The 25,313-nt window shown below is 63.8% G+C and carries 15 protein-coding genes; 8 read left to right on the top strand and 7 right to left on the bottom strand.

Translation table 11 applies throughout. The features are described 5' to 3' along the window. Positions 1-20: 20 nt before the first annotated feature. Positions 21-521, bottom strand: a complete 501-nt coding sequence (locus tag IM739_RS05750; protein ID WP_237370243.1) for an Rrf2 family transcriptional regulator — start codon at positions 519-521, stop codon at positions 21-23. A 96-nt stretch (positions 522-617) separates the two neighbouring features. Here IM739_RS05750 and IM739_RS05755 point away from each other — a divergent pair, with 96 nt between their 5' ends. Then, positions 618-3,119 carry a ligase-associated DNA damage response DEXH box helicase gene (locus IM739_RS05755; protein WP_237370985.1) on the top strand — a complete coding sequence of 834 codons (2,502 nt, stop codon included), beginning with the start codon at positions 618-620 and terminating at the stop codon, positions 3,117-3,119. A 55-nt stretch (positions 3,120-3,174) separates the two neighbouring features. Further along, positions 3,175-3,897, top strand: coding sequence for a ligase-associated DNA damage response endonuclease PdeM (gene pdeM / locus IM739_RS05760; RefSeq protein ID WP_237370244.1), 723 nt, complete (start codon positions 3,175-3,177; stop codon positions 3,895-3,897). 6 nt (positions 3,898-3,903) lie between these two features. Here the strand turns inward: pdeM and IM739_RS05765 are convergent, their stop codons facing one another. From IM739_RS05765 to IM739_RS05775, 3 genes are all read right to left on the bottom strand, one after another. Further along, positions 3,904-4,710: a TIGR02186 family protein gene (locus IM739_RS05765; RefSeq protein ID WP_237370245.1), complete on the bottom strand. Its 807-nt coding sequence runs from the start codon at positions 4,708-4,710 to the stop codon at positions 3,904-3,906. Between the two features lies 1 nt (position 4,711). Continuing rightward, a complete protein-coding gene (locus IM739_RS05770; RefSeq protein ID WP_237370246.1) occupies positions 4,712-5,629 on the bottom strand; it encodes a sulfite exporter TauE/SafE family protein in 918 nt (305 codons plus the stop codon). 206 nt (positions 5,630-5,835) lie between these two features. Continuing rightward, positions 5,836-9,759, bottom strand: a complete 3,924-nt coding sequence (locus tag IM739_RS05775) for a peptidoglycan-binding protein (protein ID WP_237370247.1) — start codon at positions 9,757-9,759, stop codon at positions 5,836-5,838. Positions 9,760-10,304: 545 nt separating this feature from the next. Here IM739_RS05775 and IM739_RS05780 point away from each other — a divergent pair. From IM739_RS05780 to IM739_RS05795, 4 genes are all read left to right on the top strand, one after another. Next, positions 10,305-12,098, top strand: coding sequence for an acyl-CoA dehydrogenase C-terminal domain-containing protein (locus tag IM739_RS05780; protein WP_237370248.1), 1,794 nt, complete (start codon positions 10,305-10,307; stop codon positions 12,096-12,098). Between the two features lie 256 nt (positions 12,099-12,354). Beyond that, positions 12,355-13,563, top strand: coding sequence for an acetyl-CoA C-acetyltransferase (locus IM739_RS05785; protein WP_237370249.1), 1,209 nt, complete (start codon positions 12,355-12,357; stop codon positions 13,561-13,563). 18 nt (positions 13,564-13,581) lie between these two features. Then, positions 13,582-15,798, top strand: coding sequence for an FAD-dependent oxidoreductase (locus IM739_RS05790; RefSeq protein ID WP_237370250.1), 2,217 nt, complete (start codon positions 13,582-13,584; stop codon positions 15,796-15,798). A 1,492-nt stretch (positions 15,799-17,290) separates the two neighbouring features. After that, on the top strand, positions 17,291-18,256 hold the full coding sequence (locus IM739_RS05795) for a bile acid:sodium symporter family protein (RefSeq protein ID WP_237370251.1): 966 nt from the start codon (positions 17,291-17,293) through the stop codon (positions 18,254-18,256). A gap of 79 nt (positions 18,257-18,335) precedes the next feature. Here the strand turns inward: IM739_RS05795 and IM739_RS05800 are convergent, their stop codons facing one another. After that, entirely contained in the window at positions 18,336-19,391 is a 1,056-nt protein-coding gene (locus IM739_RS05800; protein WP_237370252.1) for a glycerophosphodiester phosphodiesterase family protein, read from the bottom strand. A 206-nt stretch (positions 19,392-19,597) separates the two neighbouring features. Between IM739_RS05800 and IM739_RS05805 the strand changes: the two genes are divergently transcribed. After that, a complete protein-coding gene (locus IM739_RS05805) occupies positions 19,598-21,325 on the top strand; it encodes a glycoside hydrolase family 32 protein (RefSeq protein WP_237370253.1) in 1,728 nt (575 codons plus the stop codon). 45 nt (positions 21,326-21,370) lie between these two features. Here IM739_RS05805 and IM739_RS05810 read toward each other — a convergent pair whose 3' ends face one another. After that, positions 21,371-22,825: a bifunctional serine/threonine-protein kinase/universal stress protein gene (locus IM739_RS05810; protein WP_237370254.1), complete on the bottom strand. Its 1,455-nt coding sequence runs from the start codon at positions 22,823-22,825 to the stop codon at positions 21,371-21,373. Between the two features lie 15 nt (positions 22,826-22,840). Next, on the bottom strand, positions 22,841-23,581 hold the full coding sequence (locus tag IM739_RS05815; protein WP_237370255.1) for a metallophosphoesterase family protein: 741 nt from the start codon (positions 23,579-23,581) through the stop codon (positions 22,841-22,843). A 206-nt stretch (positions 23,582-23,787) separates the two neighbouring features. On the opposite strand from IM739_RS05815, the gene IM739_RS05820 reads away from it, so the two are divergent. Then, a complete protein-coding gene (locus IM739_RS05820) occupies positions 23,788-25,278 on the top strand; it encodes a pyruvate kinase (RefSeq protein WP_237370256.1) in 1,491 nt (496 codons plus the stop codon). Positions 25,279-25,313: the final 35 nt, after the last annotated feature.

A 25,313-nucleotide genomic window follows, 5' to 3' on the forward strand; every position in this document is an offset into this window, starting at 1 on the left:
CCTTTCAAAGGTGGGCACGCCTAGCGGGCGGCTTTGCGTTCGTTGATGTCGAGGAAGGCACAGCCGCGTGCGGCAATTCCCCCATCGTCTGTTGCCGTCAGATCGTTGATCAGATCCGCGATGCTGGTTTTGCTCAGTTCCGAGCGGTAGGCCCGCTCCGCCGCCAGCATCGCGGCGGCAATCCCGCAGGGTTTGTCGAAATACCGGGCGGGAAGGGGATTGAGGCCCCGCTGGCGGATCTCGTTGCAGCGAAAGGCCGGCTGTGGTCCTTCCACGGCAATGACGATGTCGAGCAGGGTGATCTCATCGGCTGCCCGGCCGAGGCGATAACCGCCCTTCGGGCCGGGGACCGTCCCGACCAGCCCTGCCGTAGACAAGGCCTGCAGGTGTTTCAGCAGATAGCTCGGCGACACGCCATGAAACTCCGCAAGGGCTGCGGCCGACAGCGTGCTGCCCTCTTGAAGGCTGGCCAGCATCGTCATGCAGTGGATCGCCTGTTCTATGCCGTCGCTGAGCTTCATCACCGCCTCCAATCATGGATAATGATTATCCGTGATTATTGCGCCTGTCAATGCGCTTCTTTTTCGCCGCCACTGCGCTAGGTTGGCAGTGTGTTGATGAATCAGGCCGCCGAGACATTCCTGCCCGCTCCTTTCCTCCGCTGGTTCGGTGACAAGGGCTGGCATCCGCGCGCCCATCAGCTCGAATTGCTGGACCGCGCCCGCACCGGCGAAAGCCTTTTGCTGATTGCCCCGACCGGTGCCGGCAAGACCCTGGCCGGTTTCCTGCCGGCGCTCACCGAACTGACCGAACGCGGTGGCAGGAAGCCGGGAGAAGCATTCACCGGAATCCATACGCTCTACATTTCGCCGCTGAAGGCGCTCGCCGTCGATATCGAGCGCAACCTGATGAAGCCGGTGACCGAAATGGGGCTGGCGATTGCGATAGAGAACCGCACCGGCGACACGCCGCAGGCCAAGCGCCAGCGCCAGAAGCTCAATCCGCCGGACATTCTGCTGACCACGCCCGAACAGCTGGCGCTGCTGATCTCTCATTCCGATGCCGGCCGTTTCTTCAAGGACCTGCGCTACGTCATCTTCGACGAACTGCATTCTCTGGTCACCTCCAAGCGCGGCCATCTCCTGTCGCTTGGCCTCGCTCGCCTGCGCCTACTTGCCCCTCGTCTTCAGACCATCGGCCTCTCGGCCACCGTCGCCGAACCGCTCGACCTGCGCCGCTGGCTGGTCGCCCAGCCACTGGACGGAGCGGCGGAATCCGGCGTGATCACCGTCGATGGCGGCGCCAAACCGAATATCACCATCCTGGAGACGGAGGAGCGCATCCCCTGGTCCGGCCACTCCGCCCGCTATGCCATTCCCGACCTCTACAAGGTGCTGAAGGATTTCCAGACGACGCTGCTTTTCGTCAATACGCGCTCCCAGGCCGAAATGCTGTTTCAGGAGTTGTGGACGGTCAATGACGACAACCTGCCGATCGCACTGCATCACGGTTCGCTCGACGTATCCCAGCGCCGCAGGGTCGAGGCCGCCATGGCCGAAAACAAGCTGCGTGCCGTGGTCGCCACCTCGACGCTCGATCTCGGCATCGACTGGGGCGATGTCGATCTCGTCGTGCATGTCGGCGCACCAAAGGGCGCCTCGCGGCTCGCCCAGCGCATCGGCCGCGCCAACCACCGCATGGACGAGCCGTCGCGCGCCATCCTCGTGCCGGCCAACCGGTTCGAGGTTATGGAATGCCAGGCGGCGCTCGATGCCAATTACATCGGCGCCCAAGACACCCCGCCGGTCGGCGAAGGCTCGCTCGACGTGCTGGCCCAGCACGTGCTCGGCATGGCCTGCGCCGCCCCCTTTGTCGAAGACGACCTTTACCGCGAGGTGGTCAGTGCCTTGCCCTATGCGGCCCTTCCGCGCGAGACTTTCGCCCGGATCGTCGAGTTTGTCGCCACCGGCGGTTATGCACTGAAGACCTATGAGCGTTATGCCCGCATCCGCCTCACCGCCGACGGCACCTGGCGCGTCTCCAATCCGGCCGTCGCCCAGCAATACCGCCTCAACCTCGGCACCATCGTCGAGATGCCGATGCTCAATGTCCGCCTGGTCAAGCGCAACCATCTCGGTTCGATCGGACGCGGCGGCATGACGCTCGGCAAGGTCGAGGAATATTTCTTCGAGCAGCTGACGCCCGGCGATACCTTCCTCTTTGCCGGCAAGGTCCTGCGCTTCGAAGGCATCCGCGACAACGAGTGTCTGGTGTCGAATGCCTTTTCCCAGGACCCGAAGATTCCCGCCTATGCCGGTGGCAAATTCCCGCTGTCGACCTATCTCGCCGACCAGGTGCGCGCCATGCTCGACGATCCGTCCCGCCGCGCCAACCTTCCCGACCAGGTGCGCGCCTGGCTCGCCTTGCAGCAGGAAAAGTCCGTCCTGCCGAAGCGTGGCGACCTGTTGATCGAGACCTTCCCGCGCGGCGAACGCTTCTACATGGTCATATATGCCTTCGAGGGCAGGCTGGCCCATCAGACGCTTGGCATGCTGCTCACCCGCCGCCTGGAGCGCATGGGCGCCAAGCCGTTGGGCTTCGTCGCGACAGACTATGCGCTGGCGATCTGGGGCCTGGAGGACATGGGCTCGATGATTGTCCGCAAGGCGCTGAACCTTGCCGATCTGTTCGACGAGGACATGCTCGGCGACGATCTCGAAGCCTGGCTCAACGAGAGCTGGATGCTCAAGCGCACCTTTCGCACCTGCGCCGTCATCGCCGGCCTGATCGACAAGCGCCATCCCGGCAAGGAGAAGTCCGGCCGCCAGGTTACTGTTTCCGCCGACCTGATCTACGACGTTCTGCGCGTGCACGAACCGGACCATATCCTCATGCAGGCGACGCGACAGGATGCCGCCGCCGGACTTTTGGACATCGCCCGGCTTGCCGATATGCTAAAACGAATCAAGGGTCATATCCTGCACAAGCGCCTGGAGCAGATTTCGCCGCTGGCCGTGCCGGTCATGATGGAGATCGGCAAGGAGCCCGTGGCCGGCGAAGCCCAGGAACACCTGCTCGCCTTTGCCGCCGAAGATCTGATGGCCGAAGCCCTGGCGTGACAGGGGTGGCCTGAACAGGGCTGGCATCCGCATCGAAACACGTTAGAAGAGCCACATGAACAGACTGGCACGGGCACACGGCGAACAGCAGGATGAGACAAGGGGCGCAAGCCTCGTGATCGCCGGCCAGCTTGCGTTTGCCGATCTTTCGGGCGCCCTCTATTTTCCCGATCTCGACCTTCTCGTCGTCTCCGACCTGCATCTGGAAAAGGGCGCGTCCTTTGCCCGTCGCGGCCAGCTCCTGCCGCCCTATGACACGCTCGCCACCCTGAAGCTGCTCGACGCGGTGATCGCCCGCTACCAGCCGAAGACCGTCATCAGCCTGGGTGACAATTTCCATGACCGGGTGGGCTCCGCCCTGATGCCGCTGCCGTTCCGCGAGATGATCGCCTCCATGGCGCGTGGCCGCGACTGGATCTGGATCAACGGCAACCATGACCCGGACGGCACCACCGACCTTCCCGGCCAGTCTGTCGACGAGATCGCCCTGTCAGGCCTGACCTTCCGCCACGAGCCGTCGCTCGCCCATGGCGCGGGCGAGATCGCCGGTCATCTTCATCCCTGCGCCACCGTGCGCCGCCGGGAAAAATCCGTCCGCCGCCCGTGTTTCGCCACCGATGGCAACCGCCTGCTGATGCCGGCATTTGGCGTCCTGACCGGCGGCCTGGATCTGCGCCACAAGGCCTTTACCGGTCTTTTTGCCCGCGCCGAGCTGATCGCCCATCTGATTGGCCGCGATCGGGTCTATTCTGTTCGCTACGGCAATCTGCTCGGCTGAGCCGGCTCATTCCTTGCGGAAGATCAGGCTCGCCAGCCAGCCGGTGATCAGTGCCAGCATGACCGAAAACAGGCCGTAGAACAACGGTTGCTGGTGGGCGGCCTGGGTGATCGCATCCTCGAGCCCGGTCTTGATCACCCGCAGCGGCAGCTCCCGTTCGGTGATGAACTCGCCCGACTTGAACAGATAGGCATGCACCATATGCACCCCGTCTGGAATGTTCGCCGGCAGCTGCAAAGTCGCCTTGAACAGGCTCGACGAGACGAAGCGCACGCCGTTCGTGTCACCCTGGTAGAGCCCGGCGGTCTGCTTCAGTCGCCGGAAGGCATCGCGGAATTCGCCGAGATTGGCGGCATTGCTCAGATAGCCGGTCGGCGTCAGCGCCAGGTGTTCGATGCCGATGCCGAGCTGGGTCAGCTTCGCGGCGGGTGCGATCTCGCTCACCGGCCGGGTGCTTGCCAGCGAATAGGAGGTCGGCATCTGTTCGAAGGTCATCGAGGTACGGTTGACCCAGATGCCGAACAGCCGTTCCTTGCGCCGCACCGTCGTCCAGTCGCGCGGTCCCTCCAGCGTTACCACCACGTCATACTGGCCGATGGCGAGCAGCAGCTGGTCGGAATTGGCCAGCGCCCCGAAAATCGTCAGGTCGGCACCGGAAAAGTCAGACGTGATGGCGATTTCGCTGGTCGACGTGCCGATGTCGAGCGTTTCCTGGCCGATGATCTCGGCCGCCAGCGGGTTTTGTGCTGCGGCCGGCACGGCAACGGCAAGGCAGGCGGAAAAACAGGCGGAGGCGATCAGCTTCTTCAGCATGTCAGCCCCCTATCGCCAGCGAATAGATGTCGTCCGGCGGCACGACCAGCTCGATCGCCAGACGCACGCCGACGGCAAGGACCAGCAGGCCAAGCAGTGCGCGCAACTGTTCGCCGCGCAGCTTCTGTCCGACGCGCACGCCGTACTGGGCGCCGATCACGCCGGCCACCATCAGGAAGAAGGCGAGCACGATGTCGACCGAAAAGTTCGTCGCGGCCTGCACGACAGTCGTATAGGCCGTGGTGAATATGATCTGGAACAGCGACGTGCCGACGACGACATTGGTCGGGATGCGCAGCAGATAGATCATCGCCGGCACCATGATGAAACCGCCGCCGACACCCATGATCGAGGTCAGGATGCCGATGGCAAAGCCCAGGCCGATCAGCGGAATGACGCTGAGATAGATCTTCGATTTCTTGAAGCGCATCTTGAACGGCAGGCGATGCACCCAGTTATGCTGCCCCGGCCGCTTCAGGGAAATGCTTTCGTTGCGCGAGGCCCGGCGCATGGCGCGCAGGCTTTCCGCCAGCATCAGGCCGCCGACCGTGCCGAGAAAGACCACGTAGAGCAGCGAGATGATCAGGTCGAGCTGGCCGAGCCGTCTCAACCAGGAAAAGATCACGACGCCGACGGTCGCTCCCGCCAGGCCCCCGATGAGCAGGACGATGCCGAGCTTGATGTCCAGCGAGCCGCGGCGGAAATGCGTGATCGCACCCGAGACCGAGGAGGCCACCACCTGGTTGGCCCCGGTTGCCACCGCGACCACCGGCGGGATGTTGTAGAAGATCAGAAGCGGCGTGATCAGGAAGCCGCCGCCGACGCCGAACATGCCCGAGAGAAAGCCGACAGCCGCGCCCATGCCGAGGATGATGAAGATATTCACCGACAATTCGGCGATCGGCAGATAGATCGTCACGCGCTGACCTCAAATGCGATTATCCGCGCTCTTGGCGCGGATCTCTGGAGGCCGGATCGCGGCCCGTTTCACAACTTGTCTAAAACGGGCGCAAGTCCTTGATTGGATTTGATCCCAGGCTGGTCTTTTCTTGCGCCCGCAAGGGCTGCAAGTCAATTCTGCAGCCACCCATAAGCCCTGATTTTCCGCCTTTTATGACGGTGTCATCATTTGTTGCGTGCGAGCAGCGCATTGACCAGTTTATCCGAGACATGACCCGTCGGCTGTTCTCCGATCGACGTCTGGAACGCCTTGATCGCCGTCACGGTCTTGGCACCCATGACACCGTCCGGCTTGCCGGCGTCGAAGCCGTTCTTGTTCAGGATCGCCTGGATGTTGAAGATCGCCTTCTTCATGTCGACGCTGGCCGTTTTCAGGCCCTTGCCGGCCCATTCGTCCGGTGTGTTGACGGTATTGGCGTCGGCATCGACCGGCTTTGCCTTCCACAGGTCCACCTCGGCGCGGGCGCGCTCCAGCTGGTCCGGCTTCATCGCATTGGCGACCTCGTCGCGCTTCTGCGCCGCATCCTTGTCGCCTTCCTTGGCCGCCACGGCGAACCACTTGTAGGAAGCGACCAGGTCCTGCGTCACGCCATTGCCGCGCGCATAGAGGATGGCGAGGTTGAACTGGCTGTCGGAAATGCCGAATTCGGCAGCCTTCTCGAACCACTCTACCGCCTTGGCATAGTCCTGTGCGCCGTCGGCGCCGGACGCAAAGAGCACGGCAAGATTGTGCATCGCGCTGGCATTGCCGGCATTGGCCGCCATCTCGTAGTAGCGCTTGGCGGTCGCGATGTCGCGCGGCACGCCGGTGCCCTTTTCATAGAGATTGGCCAGCCGGTACTGCGCCGGCACGAAGCCGCGATCGGCCGAAAGCTGGTACCACTTGGCCGCTTCGGCAAAATCGCTGCCAACGCCGCGACCGTCGGTATAGCGCGCACCGATTTCGAACAGCGCGACCGGGTCGCCGTCCTTGGCGGCAATCGACAGCGATGGCGGGGTGATCGTCGCCGGAACCACGATCGGCGCAGCCTTGGCGTCAGCCGGCGGCGGCGTAAGCGTCGAGGTCTCGACAGCCTGTGCGGGATTGCTGTCCAGCGTCTGCGGCGGTGCCGTCTCCGTCGGCGCCATCAGCGCTGCAGCCGGTTCGGCCGCGGCCCGCGTCTCGCCGACTGCCGGGCTTGCCGTCGGCATCTCCGGTTCGATCGCGTCTGCTGCAGGCGTCGTCGCTGCCGGCACCTCCGGCGCAGCGGTCGTTTCAAGGTCCGGAGCGGCCATTGCGGCCTCGGTCGGGGCAGCACTGGTGTCGATGGTCGTGGACGCATCGCCAGCCGTGGTGTCGAGGGTCGCAGTGTCGGTTGCGGCGGGCGCCGGCTCGATCTGGCTGTTTTCGTCTGCCGCAGGCGCCTCGATTGGCGCCGGCTGCTGGCTGTCGCTGTCGTCGCGCGTCAACGTATTGATCAGCGGCATTGCCATAGCCGCGAGCAGGATTGCACCAACGGCCATCAGGATCGGCCGGCGGTAGCGACCGAAGAGGGATGCCTTTTCCCCGCCCGTAGCCGTTGCTTTCGCCTTGGTACCGGCAACGGCGCGTGCCGCCGGCGGCGCCTTCTGCGCGCGGTCCATTTCCATCGCGGCGGCCTGGGCGGCGCGTCGGGCGGCAGCGATATAATCGGTCCGATCCGTGGCATCCTTGCCGCTGGCGTCGTTGCGCGGTGCCTGCTGGCTGGCGCGAACCCGTTCCAGGATCTTGCGCACGTCGGGTGCGCCAGAACCTGGCTCCAGCAACTCGTTGTCTTCATCGGCCGAAACCATGTCGACCGGATCTATCGAGGGGACCGGGTCGATCAACTGCCGGGCCTCGGCGGGCTTCGGCTCCTTCTTCGAGGGCAGGAGCTTCTTGCCCAGTCCGGCAAGCAGGCTAGGCTTGGCCGGCTTCTTTTCGTTTCTGGCAGCCTGGATGACCGGCAGAGCCGTCATCGTTTCGGCAAAGGCATCGGCGGCTGCCTGCAATTCGGCATCGATCGGGTGGGCTTCGGTGACGGCCGCTTCGGTTGCCGTCGCCATCTCGGCCATGACCGGGTGGCGTACAGTCTCGGAGCGTACCGGCTCCGCGTGCGCCGGTTCCGGGCGTCGGTCCTGATGCTGGGCAATCGGGGCCTGTGCAAACAGAGCGGGTTCATGCCTCTGGGCGCCGTCCTGCAATTCGTCGAGACGGCCGGCAATCTGCACCAGCGTGCCATGCAGGGCTTCGAACGTGCGGTGGGTCCGCTCTTCCGAATTGCGCGAGAAGTCTTCGAGCTGGCGCAGGTGTTCAGAAAGTTCCGTAAGTGCGCTGAGGTCGGCCGTGCTTGTAGCGGAAGACGGTCCGCGATGGGCGAAATTGGCCATCACCGTCTCGGCGGCCTGGCGGGCGGCTTCGATGATGTATTCGTCGCTGGTGGCGACATAGTCTTCCAGAGCCGAAATCCGGCCCGCGACTTCCGGGTCGCTCGATGGTTGGCTGATCAGCATTGACAGATGCGCGATCTGCTCTTCCAGGCCGCGCAGGCTCGCGCTGTCGCTCGCAGGCGCGGATGCGCTTGTTTCTTCGAGCCGGTAGACAACGGCGTTCAGCCGGTCTTCCAGGTCGCGGAATGCGCTGTCGTCGATCTGTGCTGTGGCGGCAACCGGCTGATCCAGTTCCTCGATCCGGCGTGCCAGCACTTCGAGCCTGTCGGCCAGCCTGTCATTGACCGATCCGCTGTCGAGTGCGTCGATCTTGCGTGAGATATCGGCGAGATAGCCAGTCAACTCAAGCGCCGGCACCGGCTTCTGGGTTCTCTCCAGCATGTAGGAGAGCTGGTCGAGGCGGTCTTCGAGCGGGGCCGTGCTCTGGCTGGTCGACAGCTGCTCTATGCGCAGCGTCAGCAGTTCAAGCCGCTGAGCCAGTTCATCCGATGCATCCGTCTGCGGGTCGCGGTGTTCGTTCAGCGCTTCGATCTGCCGGGCAAGGCCGGCCAGCCGGTCTTCCAGGCGGTGCAGGGTGGCCGTGTCGGTGCTGGCGGCCGCAGTGCGGCTGCCGGCGGCAATCGCCCTGGTGATTTCGTCGAGCCGCATGTCGATGCCGGCAAACTGCTCCATCACCATGCGTTCGTTCGGGTCGATATGCGCGCCGATATGCTCGAGAGCGGCCGCGACTGTGATCAGCTTTTCTTCAAGTGCCCTGATGGCGCGTGTGTCGCCCATCGTGCCGAGATGCGCCTTGATGTCGTCCAGCCGGTCTGCGAGCCGGATGATCTCCTCGCGCATGGCCGATGTGTCGAGTTCGCCGAGGCGCACCTCGACATCGCTCCAGCGACGCTCCATGCGCGCAACGGAATCCTCGCGGGCCAGGCCATCCATCAGCGAGCGCAACTCGTTGAATTCCGCCTGCAATCCGTCGGCACCCGGCGCCTTGGCGGCATCGAGCTGGTGAATGCTGTCGGCAAGCTTGGCGAAGTCGGCGCGCATGTCCTCGTTCGGCCGGCTTTCCTCGGCCAGTGCCCGGATACTGCGCATCTCGTGGCGCAGGCCGGCAATCTCGCGCGCCATGCTCTCGGCAATGTCCTGCTTCAGTTCCTGGCGCAGGCCAAGCAGCGCCTCGGTAATGTCACGGCTGCCGATTTCGGCCCGGCGATCGGAGCGCGTGGCAAAGCGGTCGCCCCCCATCTCGCGCAGCGACTGAGGTGTCTCGCGCAGAGCCGGAAGTGGTTCGCGCAGCGGCGGAAGCGGCTCGCGGTAGGATGGTGCTGGTTCCCGCAGCGCGGGTTGCGCAGGTGCAGCAGGCACGGCCGTCTCGCTGCGATAGGGGGTGCGCTCGGGCGCCCGATTGCGGCTTTCTTCCAGCAGGCGCTGGCGTTCGCGGATTTCCGCCAGCGGATCGCGAAACTCGCGCTGCGGCCTGGAGGACGGCTCCGGCGCACGCGACTTCGGCTCTTCCACCGGACGGTTGCGTCCGCTTTGACCGATCAGTCCGTCGATCCGTGCTTCGAGACCCTCGATGGTACGACTCAACGCGTCCAGCGAGGATGTGCCGCCGGGACGTTGAGAGGGTGATCGAGATCCGTTCATGGTTCTGCTCGCTTCGATGATGGCCGACGGTTACTCCGCTCGGCTGCGTCTGCCGCTGTCGAGCCTTTGTTCCGAGCGTCTTGTTCTTGTCCCGCCTGTCTTTTCGGTTGCTTCCGAAGGACGTGGCAGCGACGGGTGCAAGGCACGCGGATCGCCAGCTTTCAAAAGCAACCTTTCATGAAACATGGTAAAGAAGCCGTTAACCCGGCCCTAAAAAACTTTAACTTTCTCTGAAATGCCCCGCGCAAGCAGCACCTGCCAGCCTGCACTCCGTTCGATCGCCTCGAAGAGGATTTGCTCAGACTTTTGCGCCATGCTGCTAACGTGGAGTTGCAGCCGGAGTTTGAGTCAAAGTTGCAGCTGGTTGAAGGGCGCAATAGCAGCCGGCGCAAGTGCCGCGGGAGGAAGGTGCAGGGGAGGGTGCCGGTCGCCACCGGTAAAATACGGGCGACCATAAACTTTGACGTTTACGCGCACGTCAATTATTTGTATAAGCTGGAACCAGTCCGATATCTCGGAACCATGTCTTTGGAGGAAGATACCCGATGCCTGTCTACAAGGCCCCCGTAAACGATACGCTTTTCATCCTGAACGACGTGCTCGGCTTCGACCGGTACAACAATCTGCCGGGCTTCGAGGACGCGACCCCGGATATGGTCGAGGCGATCGTCGGCGAAGCCGCCAAGCTGGCCGAGGAACAGCTCTTCCCGCTCAATCTCTCCGGCGACCAGGAAGGCTGCACCCGCCACGACGACGCCACGGTCTCCGTGCCCAAGGGCTTCAAGGAAGCCTATGACGCCTATTGTCAGAGCGGTTGGCTCGGCCTTGCCGTCCCGCCGGAATTCGGCGGCCAGGGCCTGCCCTACACGCTGCATGTCGCCGTCGGCGAATATATGTCGTCCGCCAATATGGCGTTGATGATGTATCCGGGCCTCACCCAGGGCGCGATTGCCGCCATTCTCGTGCATGGCTCCGATGCCCAGAAGCAGACCTATCTGCCGAAGATGGTCGAGGGCACCTGGTCCGGGACCATGAACCTGACCGAACCCCATTGCGGCACCGATCTTGGCCTGCTGCGCACCAAGGCCGTGCCGCAAGCGGACGGCTCCTACAAGATTTCCGGCCAGAAGATTTTCATTTCGGCCGGCGAACACGGCATGACCGACAACATCATCCATCTTGTGCTGGCCCGCATTGAGGGCGCGCCGGAAGGCACCAAGGGCATTTCGCTGTTCATCGTGCCGAAGTTCATGGTCGGTGACGATGGCTCGGTCGGTGCCCACAATGCCGCCACCTGCGGCGCCATCGAACACAAGATGGGCATCCACGGCAATTCCACCTGCGTGATGAATTATGACGAGGCGACCGGCTACCTGATCGGCGCCGAGAACAAGGGCCTCTCGGCCATGTTCGTCATGATGAACGAGGCCCGCCTCGGCGTCGGTCTGCAGGGCCTGTCGATCGCCGAAATCGCCTACCAGAATGCAGCAAATTATGCCCGCGAACGCATCCAGGGCCGATCGCTGTCCGGCGTCAAGGCACCGGAAAAGAAGGCTGATCCGCTGATCGTGCATCCCGACATCCGCCGCACGCTGTTGACCATCAAGTCGTTCAACGAAGCCGGCCGCGCCTTTACGCTGTGGACCGCGCTCAAATCCGATGTCGCCCATCGCTCGGGCGATGCCGCCGAGAAGCAGACCGCCGACGATATCCTCGGCCTGATGACGCCGATCCTGAAGGGTGTCTTGACCGACAAGGGCTTCGACCATGCGGTCATGGCCCAGCAGGTCTTTGGTGGCCATGGCTATATCGAAGAACACGGCATGAGCCAGTATGTCCGCGATGCCCGTATCGCGATGATCTACGAAGGCGCCAACGGCATCCAGGCGCTCGACCTCGTCGGCCGCAAGCTTGGCGCCAATGGCGGTCGCGCCGTCATGGCGCTGTTCAAGGAAATCGGTGATTTCTGCGAGGAAAACCGTGCCGACGAAAGCCTGTCTTTCTACACCAAGAGCCTGAAGAAGGGCTTGAACGATCTGCAGGCGGCAACCATGTGGTTCATGCAGAACGCCATGGCCAAGCCCGACAATGCCGGCGCCGGTTCGACCGACTACATGCATCTCTTCGGTGTCGTGGTTCTCGGCTACATGTGGGCCAAGATGGCGAAGGCCGCCAACGAGGCCCTTGCTGCGGGCACCGGCGATGCCGATTTCTACCGCAACAAGCTGCTGACCGGCCGTTTCTACATGGAAAAGGTCATGCCGGAGACCGCATTGCGCAAGACCCGCATCGAAGCCGGCGCCGACAGCCTGATGGAAATGGCCGCCGACGCGTTCTGACCGTCTTCTCCCCCCTCGATAGGAGAAGACGGACGAAGGCCGGTTGAGGGGGCTTCAGCGCCCGCCAGCGTTGTGGCTGTCCCTCACCCAGCCCCTCTCCCCGTTCGCGGGGAGAGGGGATTGCCGGCGCCGACGACACACATGCCCTTCGCCCCTTGGACGCGCAGAAGGGCTGAGCAGGCGGACGAGCGGCCGTTGTGAGATGGCCACAACAGTTTTCAAGGCGCTTCGCGCGCCGCAAGGGAGATGAGAAACAATGACCGAAGCCTATATCTACGATCACGTGCGCACCCCGCGCGGCCGTGGCAAGAAGGACGGTTCGCTGCACGAAGTGCCGACGCCCAGGCTTGCCGCAAAGACGCTTGAAGCCCTGCGCGACCGCAACGGTCTCGACACGTCCACGGTCGATGACATCATCTTCGGCTGCGTCGATCCGGTCATGGAAGCCGGCGCCGTCATCCCCAAGGCCGCCGCCTTCGAGGCCGGCTACGCCTTCTCCGCCCCCGGCATCCAGATCTCGCGCTTCTGTGCCTCCGGTCTCGACGCGGTCAACCTTGCCGCCGGCAAGGTCATGGCCGGCTCCGACGACATCGTCATCGCCGGCGGCGTCGAGAGCATGTCGCGTGTCGGCATGGGCATGTCGGGCGGTGCCTGGTACATGGATCCGTCGGTCAACTTCCCCGGCTATTTCATGCCCCAGGGCGTGTCCGCCGACCTGATCGCCACGAAGTATGGCTTTTCCCGCGACGACGTCGACGCCTATGCCGTCGAAAGCCAGAAGCGCTCGGCCAATTCCTGGGAAAAGGGTTATTTCGCCAAATCCGTCATCCCGGTGAAGGATGGCAGCGGTCTCCTGATCCTCGATCGTGACGAGCACATGCGCCCGACCACCGACATGCAGTCGCTGGCCGGCCTCAACCCGTCCTTCCAGATGCCGGGCGAAATGGGCGGCTTCGATGCCGTCGCCATCCAGGCCCATCCGGAAATCGAGAAGATCAACTATGTCCACCATGCCGGCAATTCCTCCGGCATCGTCGATGGCGCAGCCGCCGTTCTGGTCGGCTCCAAGGCCGGCGGGGTAAGCATGGGCTTGAAGCCCCGCGCCCGCATCCGCGCCTTCACCAATATCGGCTCCGATCCGGCCCTCATGCTGACGGGGCCGGTCGATGTCACCGAAAAGCTCTTGAAGCGTTCCGGTATGACGATCGCCGACATCGACCTGTTCGAGCTGAACGAGGCGTTTGCCGCTGTCGTCCTGCGCTTCATGCAGGCCTTCAACGTCAGCCACGACGTGATGAACGTCAACGGCGGCGCGATTGCCATGGGCCATCCGCTCGGGGCCACCGGCGCGATGATCCTCGGCACCGTTCTCGACGAGCTGGAACGCCGCGATCTCAACACCGCCCTCGTCACGCTCTGCATCGGCGCCGGCATGGGCACCGCAACCATCATCGAACGCGTCTGATCTTTGGGAGGGTTAGTCATGAGCACCTACAAGAATTTCACCATCGAGACCGACGCCGACGGCATTGCCCTTGTCACCTGGGACATGCCGGACAAGTCGATGAATGTCTTCACCGTCGAGGTGATGGACGAGATCGAGAAGATCGTCGATGCCACCGTGGCCGATGCAGACGTCACCGGCGTCGTTTTCACCTCGGGCAAATCCACGTTTTCCGGCGGCGCCGACCTCACCATGATCAAGGGCATGTTCTCCATGCTCGAGGAGGAAAAGGCCAAGGACCCGGCCGGTGCGGTGAAGAAGCTGTTCGACGCTGCCGGACGCATGACCTGGCTGTGGCGCAAGATCGAGACCTGCGGCAAGCCGTGGGTTTCGGCGATCAACGGCACCTGCATGGGCGGCGCGTTTGAGTTGTCGCTCGCCTGCCATGGCCGCGTCGCCTCCAATGCAAAGTCCGTCAAGCTGGCCCTGCCCGAGGTCAAGGTCGGCATCTTCCCGGGCGCCGGCGGCACCCAGCGCGTGGCACGCCTTGCCAATACCCAGGATGCCCTGCAGATGATGACGACCGGGTCGAGCCTGACGGCTGCCCGCGCCAAGGCCATGGGCCTGGTTCATCAGGTCGTCGAGCCGGATCAGCTGATCCCGGCTGCCCGGCAGATGATCAAGGACGGCCTCAAGCCGGTCGCTCCCTGGGACGAAAAGGGCTTCAAGGTTCCCGGCGGTGGCATCTGGACTCCGGCGGCTGCCCAGCTCTGGCCGGCGGCATCGGCCATCCTGCGCCGCGAGACCGCCGGCAACTACCCCGCCGCGCTCGCCATCCTGAAGAGTGTCTACGAAGGCCTGCAAGTGCCGTTCGACACCGGTCTGCGCATCGAGCAGCGTTATTTCACCGAGATCGTTCAGACGACGGAAGCCTTCTCGATGATCCGCTCGCTGTTCGTCTCGATGCAGGAGCTGAACAAGGGCGCCCGTCGCCCGGCCGGTCAGCCGAAGTCGAAGATCGCCAAGGTCGGCGTCGTCGGCGCCGGTTTCATGGGCGCCTCGATTGCCTATGTCACCGCCGCCGCTGGCATCAGTGTCGTGCTGATCGACCGCGACATGGAGGCCGCCGGCAAGGGCAAGACCCATTCCGAGGGCCTTGTCGCCGGTGCCGTCGGCAAGGGCAGGCTTACCAAGGACGAGGGCGAGAAGCTCTTGTCGCTGATTACGCCGTCGGATGACTACGGCACGCTCGCGGATGCCGATCTGGTCATCGAGGCCGTCTTCGAGGACCGCGACGTCAAGAAGGCCGTCATCGAGAAGGTTGAGGCGGTGCTGCCCGAAGGCGCGATCTTCGCCTCCAACACCTCGACGCTGCCGATCACCGGCCTGGCCGGAAACTCCAAGCGCCCCGTCGATTTCATCGGCATCCACTTCTTCTCGCCGGTCGAGAAAATGATGCTGACCGAAGTCATCCTCGGCAAGGAGACCGGTGACAAGGCGCTGGCTGTCGCGCTCGACTATGTCGCGGCGATCAAGAAGACCCCGATCGTCGTCAACGACACCCGCGGCTTCTTCGTCAACCGCTGCGTTCTTCGCTACATGGCCGAAAGCTACAACATGCTGATCGAAGGCGTGCCGCCGGTGATGATCGAGAATGCCGCGAAATTCGCCGGCATGCCGGTCGGGCCGCTGGCGCTGAACGACGAAGTGGCGATCGATCTGTCCTACAAGATCCTCAAGGCGACCGTCGCCGATCTTGGCGAAAAGGCCGTCGATCCGCGCCACATGGAACTTGTCTCGCGCATGGTGGAGAAGGAAGAGCGCTTTGGCCGCAAGAACGGCAAGGGTTTTTACGACTATCCGGCCAAGCCGGCGAAGAAGCACATCTGGCCCGGCCTGAAGGATCTCCATCCGCAGCAGAAGCCCGAGACCGTCGACGTCAAGACGCTGCAGCAGCGTTTCCTCGCTACCATCGCGCTGGAAGCGGCCCGCACGGTCGAGGAGGGCATCGTCACCGATCCGCGCGAGGCCGATGTCGGCTCCATCCTCGGCTTCGGCTTTGCGCCCTATACCGGTGGTGCGCTGTCCTATATCGACGGCATGGGCGTGAAGAACTTTGTAAGTCTCTGCGAACGGCTTGCGAAGGACTACGGTCCGCATTTCACCCCAACGCCGCTGCTCGTCGAGATGGCCGCCAAGGGCGAAACCTTCTACGGCCGGTTCGACCCCTACGGTGAGGCCGCCAAGGCCGCCTGAGGTCATCCTTATGGCAAACGAAAGGCGGCTTCGGCCGCCTTTTTTGTGGCCGCGAGAGGGGAGGTAGGGTGCGCATTGCCGCCTCCTTTGTCCCGACAATCGCCTCTGCCTCGGCGATTACCCCCCTCTGGCCTGCCGGCCGTTCGTCACTGCAAACGATTCACTGGATCGTTTGCTCTGCTTCGCAGACCGTTCCTCACCCCCCACAAGGGGGGGGATCGACTTGGGGCTGGCCGCTGACCCAAACGGATGCCTTGGGCAATTGAGGCCTGTGCAACGAGGAGAGATCTTGTCGCCCGTTGTCTTAGCCTTTGCACCGAAGTCACCATCCTTTCCCTCGCGCTGCGGTCTCGCTGATCTCCCCCCGCGAGGGGGAGATGTCGACGGAGCCGACAGAGGGGGCGAACTGGCGCTGATGGCTGAAGTGTGCCGGCACGGCTGTGGCGGCGCGCATGGTTCGATCCTCTTCACCCTCATCAATCAAAACCTTCAAAAATCCCACGCCAATTGACCGGTCGGATTGTCCTCCTCCGGGGGTGATGGCAGTCTCGGACAGGGCGCCAGAAGCAACCTCTGTAAGTTTAGTATGTGGCTCCTTCCGGCGCCCCGTTCGACGATTTTTGCCGGTTGCATGCGTCTCTCTGGCAAGGCGGCTCTGGCTTTGAGACCGAAGTCTCGTCGTCAACCGGGCTTGGGTCCAAGACGTCTCGTAAAAACGTCCTGGCCGGGTGCCCGGGAGGTTCCCCGTCGGATGTGCGCACATCCCGACCGGACCCTCGCCCGGGGAGCGGGTCATTTACGATCCCAGCTCCCGCCGTCTTTGTCACCGGACCCGATCAATCAATCACTCGATCAATCAGCCAGATCCGGCGCCTTGTTTGTGTGCCGCTGAGGCACGTCCGATGGCTGTGGGGATCTCGACACGGCGGCAACCGATCCGGGGCCGTCGCCATCTTCCATCCCCTCCACCAGAGGGAGACCGTTGCATCCGGCCCGGAGGATCTGGCCAGCGACAGCCGCGCCCCCCGGCGCCGGTTCCGCTTCGCCGGGCTCGCAACACCCGGTGTATCCGAAAGCGGAACGGGGAGAGTATGGCACGGGCGGAAACGAGGGGGATGAAATGGGATGCGTTTTATTGAAAAGGTTGGGGGATTTGCAAAAGTCATCCCCGTTTAGGTCGGTTTGTGTGCATTCATGGGAATGCGGACGTTTCGCTGCAGCCTTTGCGTCTCGATCCGAGGATCAAGATGACATACATGTCGTGAACATAACCGTTGCCTTGTCCGCCAGGGTGAGGCGGCAGGATCGCAAGGCCGGGGCAGGGCGGACGAGTGTGCCAAAAGACACTTGCCGCACGGTTCGCCGCAAATCCATGCGAATAACGCATCTCTTCCAGCGTCGTTATGCAAAAGTGTACCGATCAGAGCGCCAGGCGGCTTGACAGAACGCAAGCCGTACCTAAACCGCGATCTACATTTATCGGGAGGCAATCATGAAATCGCTCGCGTCTTTTTCCAGTTTTGTCGGCAAGACCTTTGCCGTCTGGGTCATCCTTTTCGCCGTGCTAGGCTTCTTCTTTCCCGAATTGTTCAAGCAGATCGTTCCCTGGATCGTCACGCTTCTGGCGGTCATCATGTTCGGCATGGGCCTGACCATTTCGCTCGATGATTTCCGCGAAGTGGTGAAGCGGCCATTCGACGTGGCGATCGGGGTTGGCTCGCAATTCGTCATCATGCCGCTTCTGGCTGTGCTGCTGACCATGCTCATTCCCATGCCGCCGGAAGTCGCCGCCGGTGTCATCCTGGTCGGCTGCTGCCCGGGTGGCACATCATCGAATGTCATGACCTATCTGAGCAAGGGCGACGTGGCGCTGTCTGTTGCCTGCACCAGCGTCACCACGCTGGCAGCGCCGCTCGTCACGCCCTTCCTCGTCTGGCTGTTTGCCAGCCAGTTCCTGCCCGTCGACGCCATGGCGATGTTCATCAGCATCGTCAAGGTGGTGCTGTTGCCGCTGGCGCTAGGCTTTGCGCTGCAGAAACTGGCACCGACCGTGGTGCGCGCTGCCGTTCCGACACTGCCACTGGTCAGCGTGCTCGGTATCGTGCTGATCGTCGCAGCCGTCGTCGGCGCCAGCAAGGGCGCCATCGTCCAGTCCGGCTTGATGATCTTCGCCGTCGTTGTGCTGCACAACGGCCTGGGTTATTTGCTCGGCTTCTTTGCCGCCAAGGCCAGCGGCCTGTCGCTGGCGCGGCGCAAGGCGATCGCCATCGAGGTCGGCATGCAGAACAGCGGTCTCGGTGCCGCCCTTGCCAACGCTTACTTCTCGCCGCTGGCAGCCGTGCCCAGCGCCATCTTCAGCGTCTGGCACAATATTTCCGGCGCACTGCTGGCCAATTATTTCGCCCGCCAGGTCGAAGCCGAAGACGCGCCCGCGGTGGTGGTGTCCACACGGCCCTGACAGATCGGCCCTGACAGCTGCGCTCAAACAAGGCATGCCGGGCGGTCAAACCGTCCGGCATCAGATCGTAAATCAGAACTCAATTGGTCAGGTCGTAGCCGCGTCGCATTCCCTGCGTGTCGAGCCAGCCGATCAGGGCAGCCGGTTCGTCGGTCTGGATGATCGTCACGCCGCGGTCGATGAAGAAGCCATAGACATCCTCCGGCCGGTCGCCGGCCATGGCCAGGTAGTCGCCGCGTCCGCCGGCCACCATGCCTTCCGGCCTGTCGGTGATCGGATAGGTGTTGACCCAAAGATGCGTGTCGTTGCGGATTGCCGCTGCCCTCGCCCGCGCCGACAGAAGCGGTCCGCCATCGGTCGTCAGCGGCTGGGCGGCATCGCGGTACCAGTGGATCAGCTCGGCCGCCGGCGCCGAAAGCGATGCCTCGGTGCGATCGATGAAATCGGCCTCCTTGACGGCGTCATCGGCGAGGATCGGCATGAAGGCGATCTCCGGGCCGATCGCGCGGCGAATGTCGCGGGCAAGCTGCAGCCGTTCGGCATTCCACACCGCCATTTTCAGCAGCACTCCGTCGGTCATCTCCAACCGCTGCGCCAGATCGGCGACCTCGACCAGCGCCTCCGGTTCCAGCTTGTTATCGATATTGATCAGGATGCGACCCTTTGCATGGCGCATCGCCTCTTCGAGAGTGAACACCGTCTCATCCGTCAGCTTTCGCTGACCTTCGACGACCAGCCGACAGGTGCGCAGCGCCGCAAGCGGCAGGTCTTCGACCGCGCCGTGACAGGTCGTGGTGCGCTCCAGCGTCGCGTCATGCATGACGACCAGCACGCCGTCCCGGCTGCGCCGCACATCCATCTCGACCATCTCGACGCCGAGCGCGACGGCATGATCGATCGCCGCGAACGAGTTTTCTGCCCTGACCGGCACGCCGTTTTCCTTCCACCCGGCCCGGTGGGCGACGACCATGACATGGTCGCGCCACTGATTGGCATCGGTCAGGCGCTGGTGGATCAGGGCGCTGCGGCCGGAAAAGTGGTCGGCAGGTGGTTCGGCCGCCTGGAAGGGGGCATTCAGCGCCGATTGCGGCAGAAGGCCGACAAGGGCGGCAAGAATGGAAACGGCAAGACGCATCGGCAGTCGCTCCAGGTCCGGAATCTCTGAGGACCGCGATAGAGGCTGCGAATTAAAGCGCGATGACGCTGCGATGAAGGCTTGATGACAGGCGGGAAAGGGAACAGGCTGGCGGGCATTGTCGTTGTTCCATCTCGCGCGCGGCCGGGGCATCGCCCGGCCGGCGGAGTGCCGCTTGGCTTGATTGGGAATGTGGAGAAAATGACATGGCAGGTTCAATGGAGACGGCGATGGACCATCGCACTATCGAGGTGGAGCTTCCGGTCAACGCGACATTGCATCTCTGGTTGAAGGCGGTCTCGCCGGACGAGCCCGGCTCGGTCTCCTTCCACAGCGCCAACGGCAAGTTCGGCGAGGTCCAGGCGGTCAATGCCGAGGAGCATTCTTTCCGCATCTACCATGTCTTCGGCGGCGGCTCGATCGAACTGATCTACGATCCGGCGGTGACCTCCGTATCGGTCGTCTACTGGTTCACCGCGAGCGACGTGCTGGAGACCGGCATTACGGTATTGCACACCAATCCGGCCAACGCGCCGCCGGATCTTCCGGAAGGCTATCATTTTCGCCCGCCGTTCGGCTGGATGAACGATCCGAACGGCTTCGGCCGCTTCGGCGGCAGGCCCCATCTGTTCTACCAGCATTATTCGCATGGCCGTATCTGGAACAACATGCACTGGGGCCACGCGGTGTCTTCCGACTACCTGCGCTGGCGCCACCTGCCGGTGTTCCTGTTTCCGTCGGAAGATCTTTCGGTCCGACCCGACAAGCGCGGCGGCGCCTTTTCCGGCTCGGCGATCGCTTTGACGAATGGCCCTGGCATCCGCGTCTTCTTCACCGAGAAGATCGCCGACCGGGTGCCCGAGCAGGAAATCCAGATGTCGGCAACCTCGGCCGACCTGTTCAGCGCAGGCGCCGCCGAAGTGCTTCTTCCGCGCCGGCCGGACGGCGAGGGACTGACCTTCGATTTCCGCGACCCGTATGTCTTTCGCGGCCCGGACGGGCGCTGGAAGATGCTGCTCGGCAGCCAGAGCGATGCTGGCGGCGTCATCTTGCTCTACGAGACGGAGGACAACGCGGCGGCCGGCGGCTGGACCTATCTCGGCAAGCTTTATACCGAGACCCGCTATGAGACCTCGGCCCTGGAATGCCCTTGCCTGCTGCCGATCGACGGCGATCCGCGCGATCCCGCCACCCGCTGGGCGCTGATCTACGGCCTGATGAACGGGGAGGACAAGGAAACCGGTCGCCGCAACCTGTCCATGGTCGATGTCGGCTGGTTCGATGGCCGGAGCTTTACCAAGGAATTCGGCCGCGAGCTGGATTTCGGCACCGACAACTATGCCTTCCAGGCCTTTGTCGATGCCGGCAGTCCGGTAGGCATCGGCTGGCTCGGCAACTGGGCCGATACCGGTCCGACGATCGATTTCCCCACGGCCATGAGCCTGCCGCGCACGCTGTTGCTGGAGGATGGCGAATTGCTGACGCCGCCGATCGGGGCTGCCGAAAGCCTGCGCTCGCGCATGCTCGACCGCACAAGGCTGGCCGCCGGCCAGACGGTGGCGCTGCCGCATGGTGCGGCCGAAATCGTCTTCGACCTCAGCGAGCCGGGGGCGGCCTTCCATCTCGAACTCGACCATCCCGAGATGCGGCTCGCCGTGACCCAGCACGACGAGGGCCTGGAAATCGTCCAGGAACACACGCATGTCGAGGGCCTGCTGAACGCCGGCACGCCTGCTCCCCGCTATCTCGCCAAGGCGGTCAAGGCAAAACGGTTTCGCGTCTTCATCGACTATGGCTCGCTGGAGATTTTCGCCGATGGCGGGCGCCATGCGGGCAGCAAACGCATCACCGGTTTTGCACCGGTGCGGGCGCTGCGGCTGGCGGCCGAGCCGGGTGTCATCGTCCATGCCACCGTCTGGGCCCTCAGATTGTAGGGACGTTTGCTCGGTCCCCGTTGGTGAAGCGAACGGCTGTCTCGATCAGGCCTGCACCACATCGTCATGCTCTGCCGTCTCCTGTGTCTGCGGCGAGCCGTCCACTGTTTGGCGCACCCTGACGACCGTGACCGAACAGGGCGCCGTTCCGGCGACCTCGGCCGACACGCTACCCATCAGCGAGCGCATCGTCGAGTTGGGCCTGGCGCCCATGACGATGTGGTCGACATTGTTGTCGCGGGCAAAGGTGAGGATGGCACTGGCGGTCGAGACTGCCTCGATGACGTGAAAGGTGACATCGCCGTCTTTCTGGCCAAGCGGCGCGGCCCAGTGTTTCAGCTCAACCAGCCGCATGACATGTTTGTTGTTGCCCTCGGCGTCGAGATCGTTGTCGAGCGCGATCCGGGCGATCTTCAGGACGTTCAGGCAGGCAATGCGGGCATGCGGCCGGTTGCGGGTGATCTGGCTGACGGTGTGCCGTAAGGCCTCGGCCAGATCCTGCGAAGCTTCGCCGAGGTCGATCGCCACCAGCACGATCGGCGCATTGGCGAGGATCGCGGCCGCCCCCTGTGGCCGCACAAGCTCGATCGGGTCGGGATGAAGGCGCCGTTTCAGGCGGGCGCTCCATGGATCGCGGCCGGTCTTTTCCGCCCGCGCCGTCAGCCGCACATGGAACAGGTCACCCAGGTCCAGCGCCAGCTGTGCCGCGGTCTGGTAGCGCCGGGCCGGGTCGATTTCCAGGCAGCGCAGGATCACTTCCTGGAACGCCTTGGATACCATCGGGTTGAGTTCGCGCGGCGGCGGCGGGTCCCACCACAGGCGCTTCTTCAGGCCCTTCATTCGCTGCGGATCGCCAAACGGCCGCCGCCCGGTGGAGAAGAAATACATCATTACCCCGAGTGCAAACAGGTCGGAGCGAAAATCGCTGCGCACGCCGAGAATCTGTTCCGGCGCCATATAGGGTGCCGTGCCATAGGGCAGGCGGAATTCCTCGTCCATCAGGTCTGGAAGCTCGAGGTGGCGGGCAAGACCATAGTCGACGAGCACCGCTTCGCCGGTCACGCGAAACAGGATGTTGGACGGCTTGATGTCGAGATGCACCACCTTTTGCCGGTGCAGGTCGATCAGCGCTATGGCCACCTTTGTTGCCACGTCGATCACCTCAGGCTGAGGCCGGGGCAGGCGGTCGAGTTCGGGATAGAGGGACTTGCCCGGCAACTGCTCGAAGACGATGTAGGGCACGCGGGCAAAATCGCCATTGGCGACAAAGCGCGGCACATGCGGACCGCCGATGCGCGGCAGGATCATCTGCTCCATCTCGAAACCGACGATCATTGCGGGATCGGTGCCGCTGCCCATTTCCGGCACCTTCATCAGCAAGGGGCCGGGATGATCGGCATGGGTGACGTGATAGAGCTTCGCCATGCCGCCGGTATGGGCAAGCGTGCCGATGGCAAATCCGTCGATGATATCGCCTTCCTTCAGACGTCCCTTGGGCATGATCGCGGCCTCTCCCTAGCGTCCCTGGAACAGCCGGGTCGCCAGGCTCTCCGGCAGCGAGGCGGCGCGGATCGCGCTGGCGGCGGTGCCGATGTCATAGGCTGTGCGACGAAACGAAAGCTCGCCGAGAGCCGTGTCATAGAGCGCGTAGGCCGCCGCCGGATTGCCGTCGCGCGGTTGGCCGACCGAGCCGATGACCGCGAGCCATCGGCGTGGCGCAGCGAGCGGAATGCCGATCTCCGATGTCGGGGTGAAGGCCGTCACCTTGCCGCCCTGGCTGCAGCCATAGAGGCAGGGCCGGTGCACATGGCCGCAAAAGCTCAGGCGCGGCGTGCAGCCGTCGAAATGCGCAAGCGCCGTCGTGGCATCGGTGACATAGCGGAAGCGGCCGGGCGCCGATCCGTCGGCATGCACATAGAGCCGGTCGTCTTCCTCGATGGTCATCGGCAGGCCGGCAAGGTAGGCCCGCTGGCGCGGTTCCAGCGTCATGCGCGTCCAGTCGATGGCGATGCCGGCCGCCGATGTCATCGAATAGCCCGGGTCGATGATCGCCTGGTCGTGATTGCCGCGAATGACCACGGCGCCTTCTGCGGCAAGCGCGATCGTCCTGTCGACGCACCACCGCGGATCGCCGCCATAACCGACGATGTCGCCGAGAATGACGAAGCGCTCGGCACCGCGGGCAAGCGCATCGGCCATCACCGCCTCATAGGCCTGGCGGTTGCCGTGGATGTCGGACAGCAATGCGATCTTCATGCAGATTATGGCCCTCCCGGCCGTGATCTCGCTCCCTGCGCCGCAGCGGCGGAGTGGCAAGCATAGATAGCTTCCGGGGCCGGCGCTATTGGCCGGAAGACGAAGAGCAGAAAGAGGAAGAAGAGGAGGAGATTGACCCACGTCATCCGGTTGTCAGGATTGCCGATGTAGCGTGAGCGTGGACAATCCCCCTGCGAGGCACGATCATGAACAGCCAGGACATCCCGTCTTCCGCCATGCGCGCCAGCGCCCTGCTGGACGAACTGACCGCCTTGCGCGCGCAGATCCTCGATGACGTGCCGGAACGCTTGGCCATGCTGACCGCAGGCCAACAGACCGCGGACCCGGCAGTCGTCAATCTGATCCACTATCTGCTGCTGCGCCGCAACGATATCCGGCCGCTGCAGCGACGCCTGATGGCGCTTGGCCTGTCCTCGCTCGGCCGTCTGGAGGGCCGTGTGCTTGTCACTCTCGACGCAGTGATCGCAGCGCTTGCCGCGCTTGCCGGCCGCGACGTATCCGGCGATCCGCCGATGGAAACGGACTATTTCGCCGGCGAGGCACGCCTTGCGGCAGCGGCTGAAACCTTGATGGGGCCGGAACCGGACGGCCGTCGCACCCGCATCATGGTCACGCTGCCGAGCGAGGCGGCCGACGGGCCGGATCTGGTTCTCGATCTCGCCCGTGCCGGCATGGATGTCGCGCGGATCAACTGCGCCCATGATGACGTCAAGGCCTGGACGCGCATGGCCGGCTTCGTCAGGGCGGCGGCGAAAGTCGTCGGCCGCGACATCGCCGTTCTGATGGACATCGCCGGGCCGAAGATCCGCACAGCAGAGGTCGTTCTGCCGGAAAAGAAGGCGCGGCTGCAGGTTGGCGACCGTGTGCGACTGGTGACGCAGGGCAAGCCGCGTGTCTGCGAGGCAGCCCGGTTTTCCGCCTGTGTCTCGCTGCCGCAGATCGTCACGCGACTGCGCATCGGCGACAGGCTTCGCTACGATGACGGAAAGCTGGAAGCGGTGGTCGAAAGCCTGTCTGAAGGCGAGGCGGTGGTTCTGGTCCGCAAGACCAAGGCGGGCGGCACGAAGCTGAAAGAGGAAAAGGGCATCAACCTCCCCGATACGTCTCTCGGCCTTTCACCCCTGACGACAAAGGACGAGGCGGACCTGGCCTCGGTCATCGTGCTCGCGGACATCATCGGATATTCCTTCGTCAGCCAGCCGGAGGACATCGATCTTCTCGATGCGGTGCTGGAACGCCTTGGCCAGGCCGGCCGCAAGCTCGGGCTGATCGCCAAGATCGAACAGCCGCAAGCGGTCAGCAACTTGCCGGCACTGATTGTCCGCGCCCGTGAGCGCGGCCCCTTCGGCGTGATGATCGCGCGCGGCGACCTGGCCGCCGAGATCGGCTTCGAGCGACTGGCCGAAATGCAGGAGGAGATCCTGTGGATCTGCGAGGCCGCCTCGGTGCCGTGCATCTGGGCGACGCAGGTGCTCGAAGACATGGTCAAGCAGGGAATCCCGACCCGCGGTGAAATGACCGACGCGGCCATGGCCGCGCGTGCCGAATGCGTGATGCTGAACAAGGGGCCGGCGGTCGTCGAGGCCGTCAGCATGCTCGACCGGCTCTTGGCGCGGATGGATGGCCATGTCTTCAAGAAGACGCCGACGCTGCGGGCGCTGTCGTCGTGGCAGTGACGGGGCGCTGATGGGAAGCCATGTTGCCCGATCGT

Source organism: Rhizobium sp. SL42 (assembly GCF_021729845.1).
Taxonomy (GTDB): domain Bacteria; phylum Pseudomonadota; class Alphaproteobacteria; order Rhizobiales; family Rhizobiaceae; genus Allorhizobium.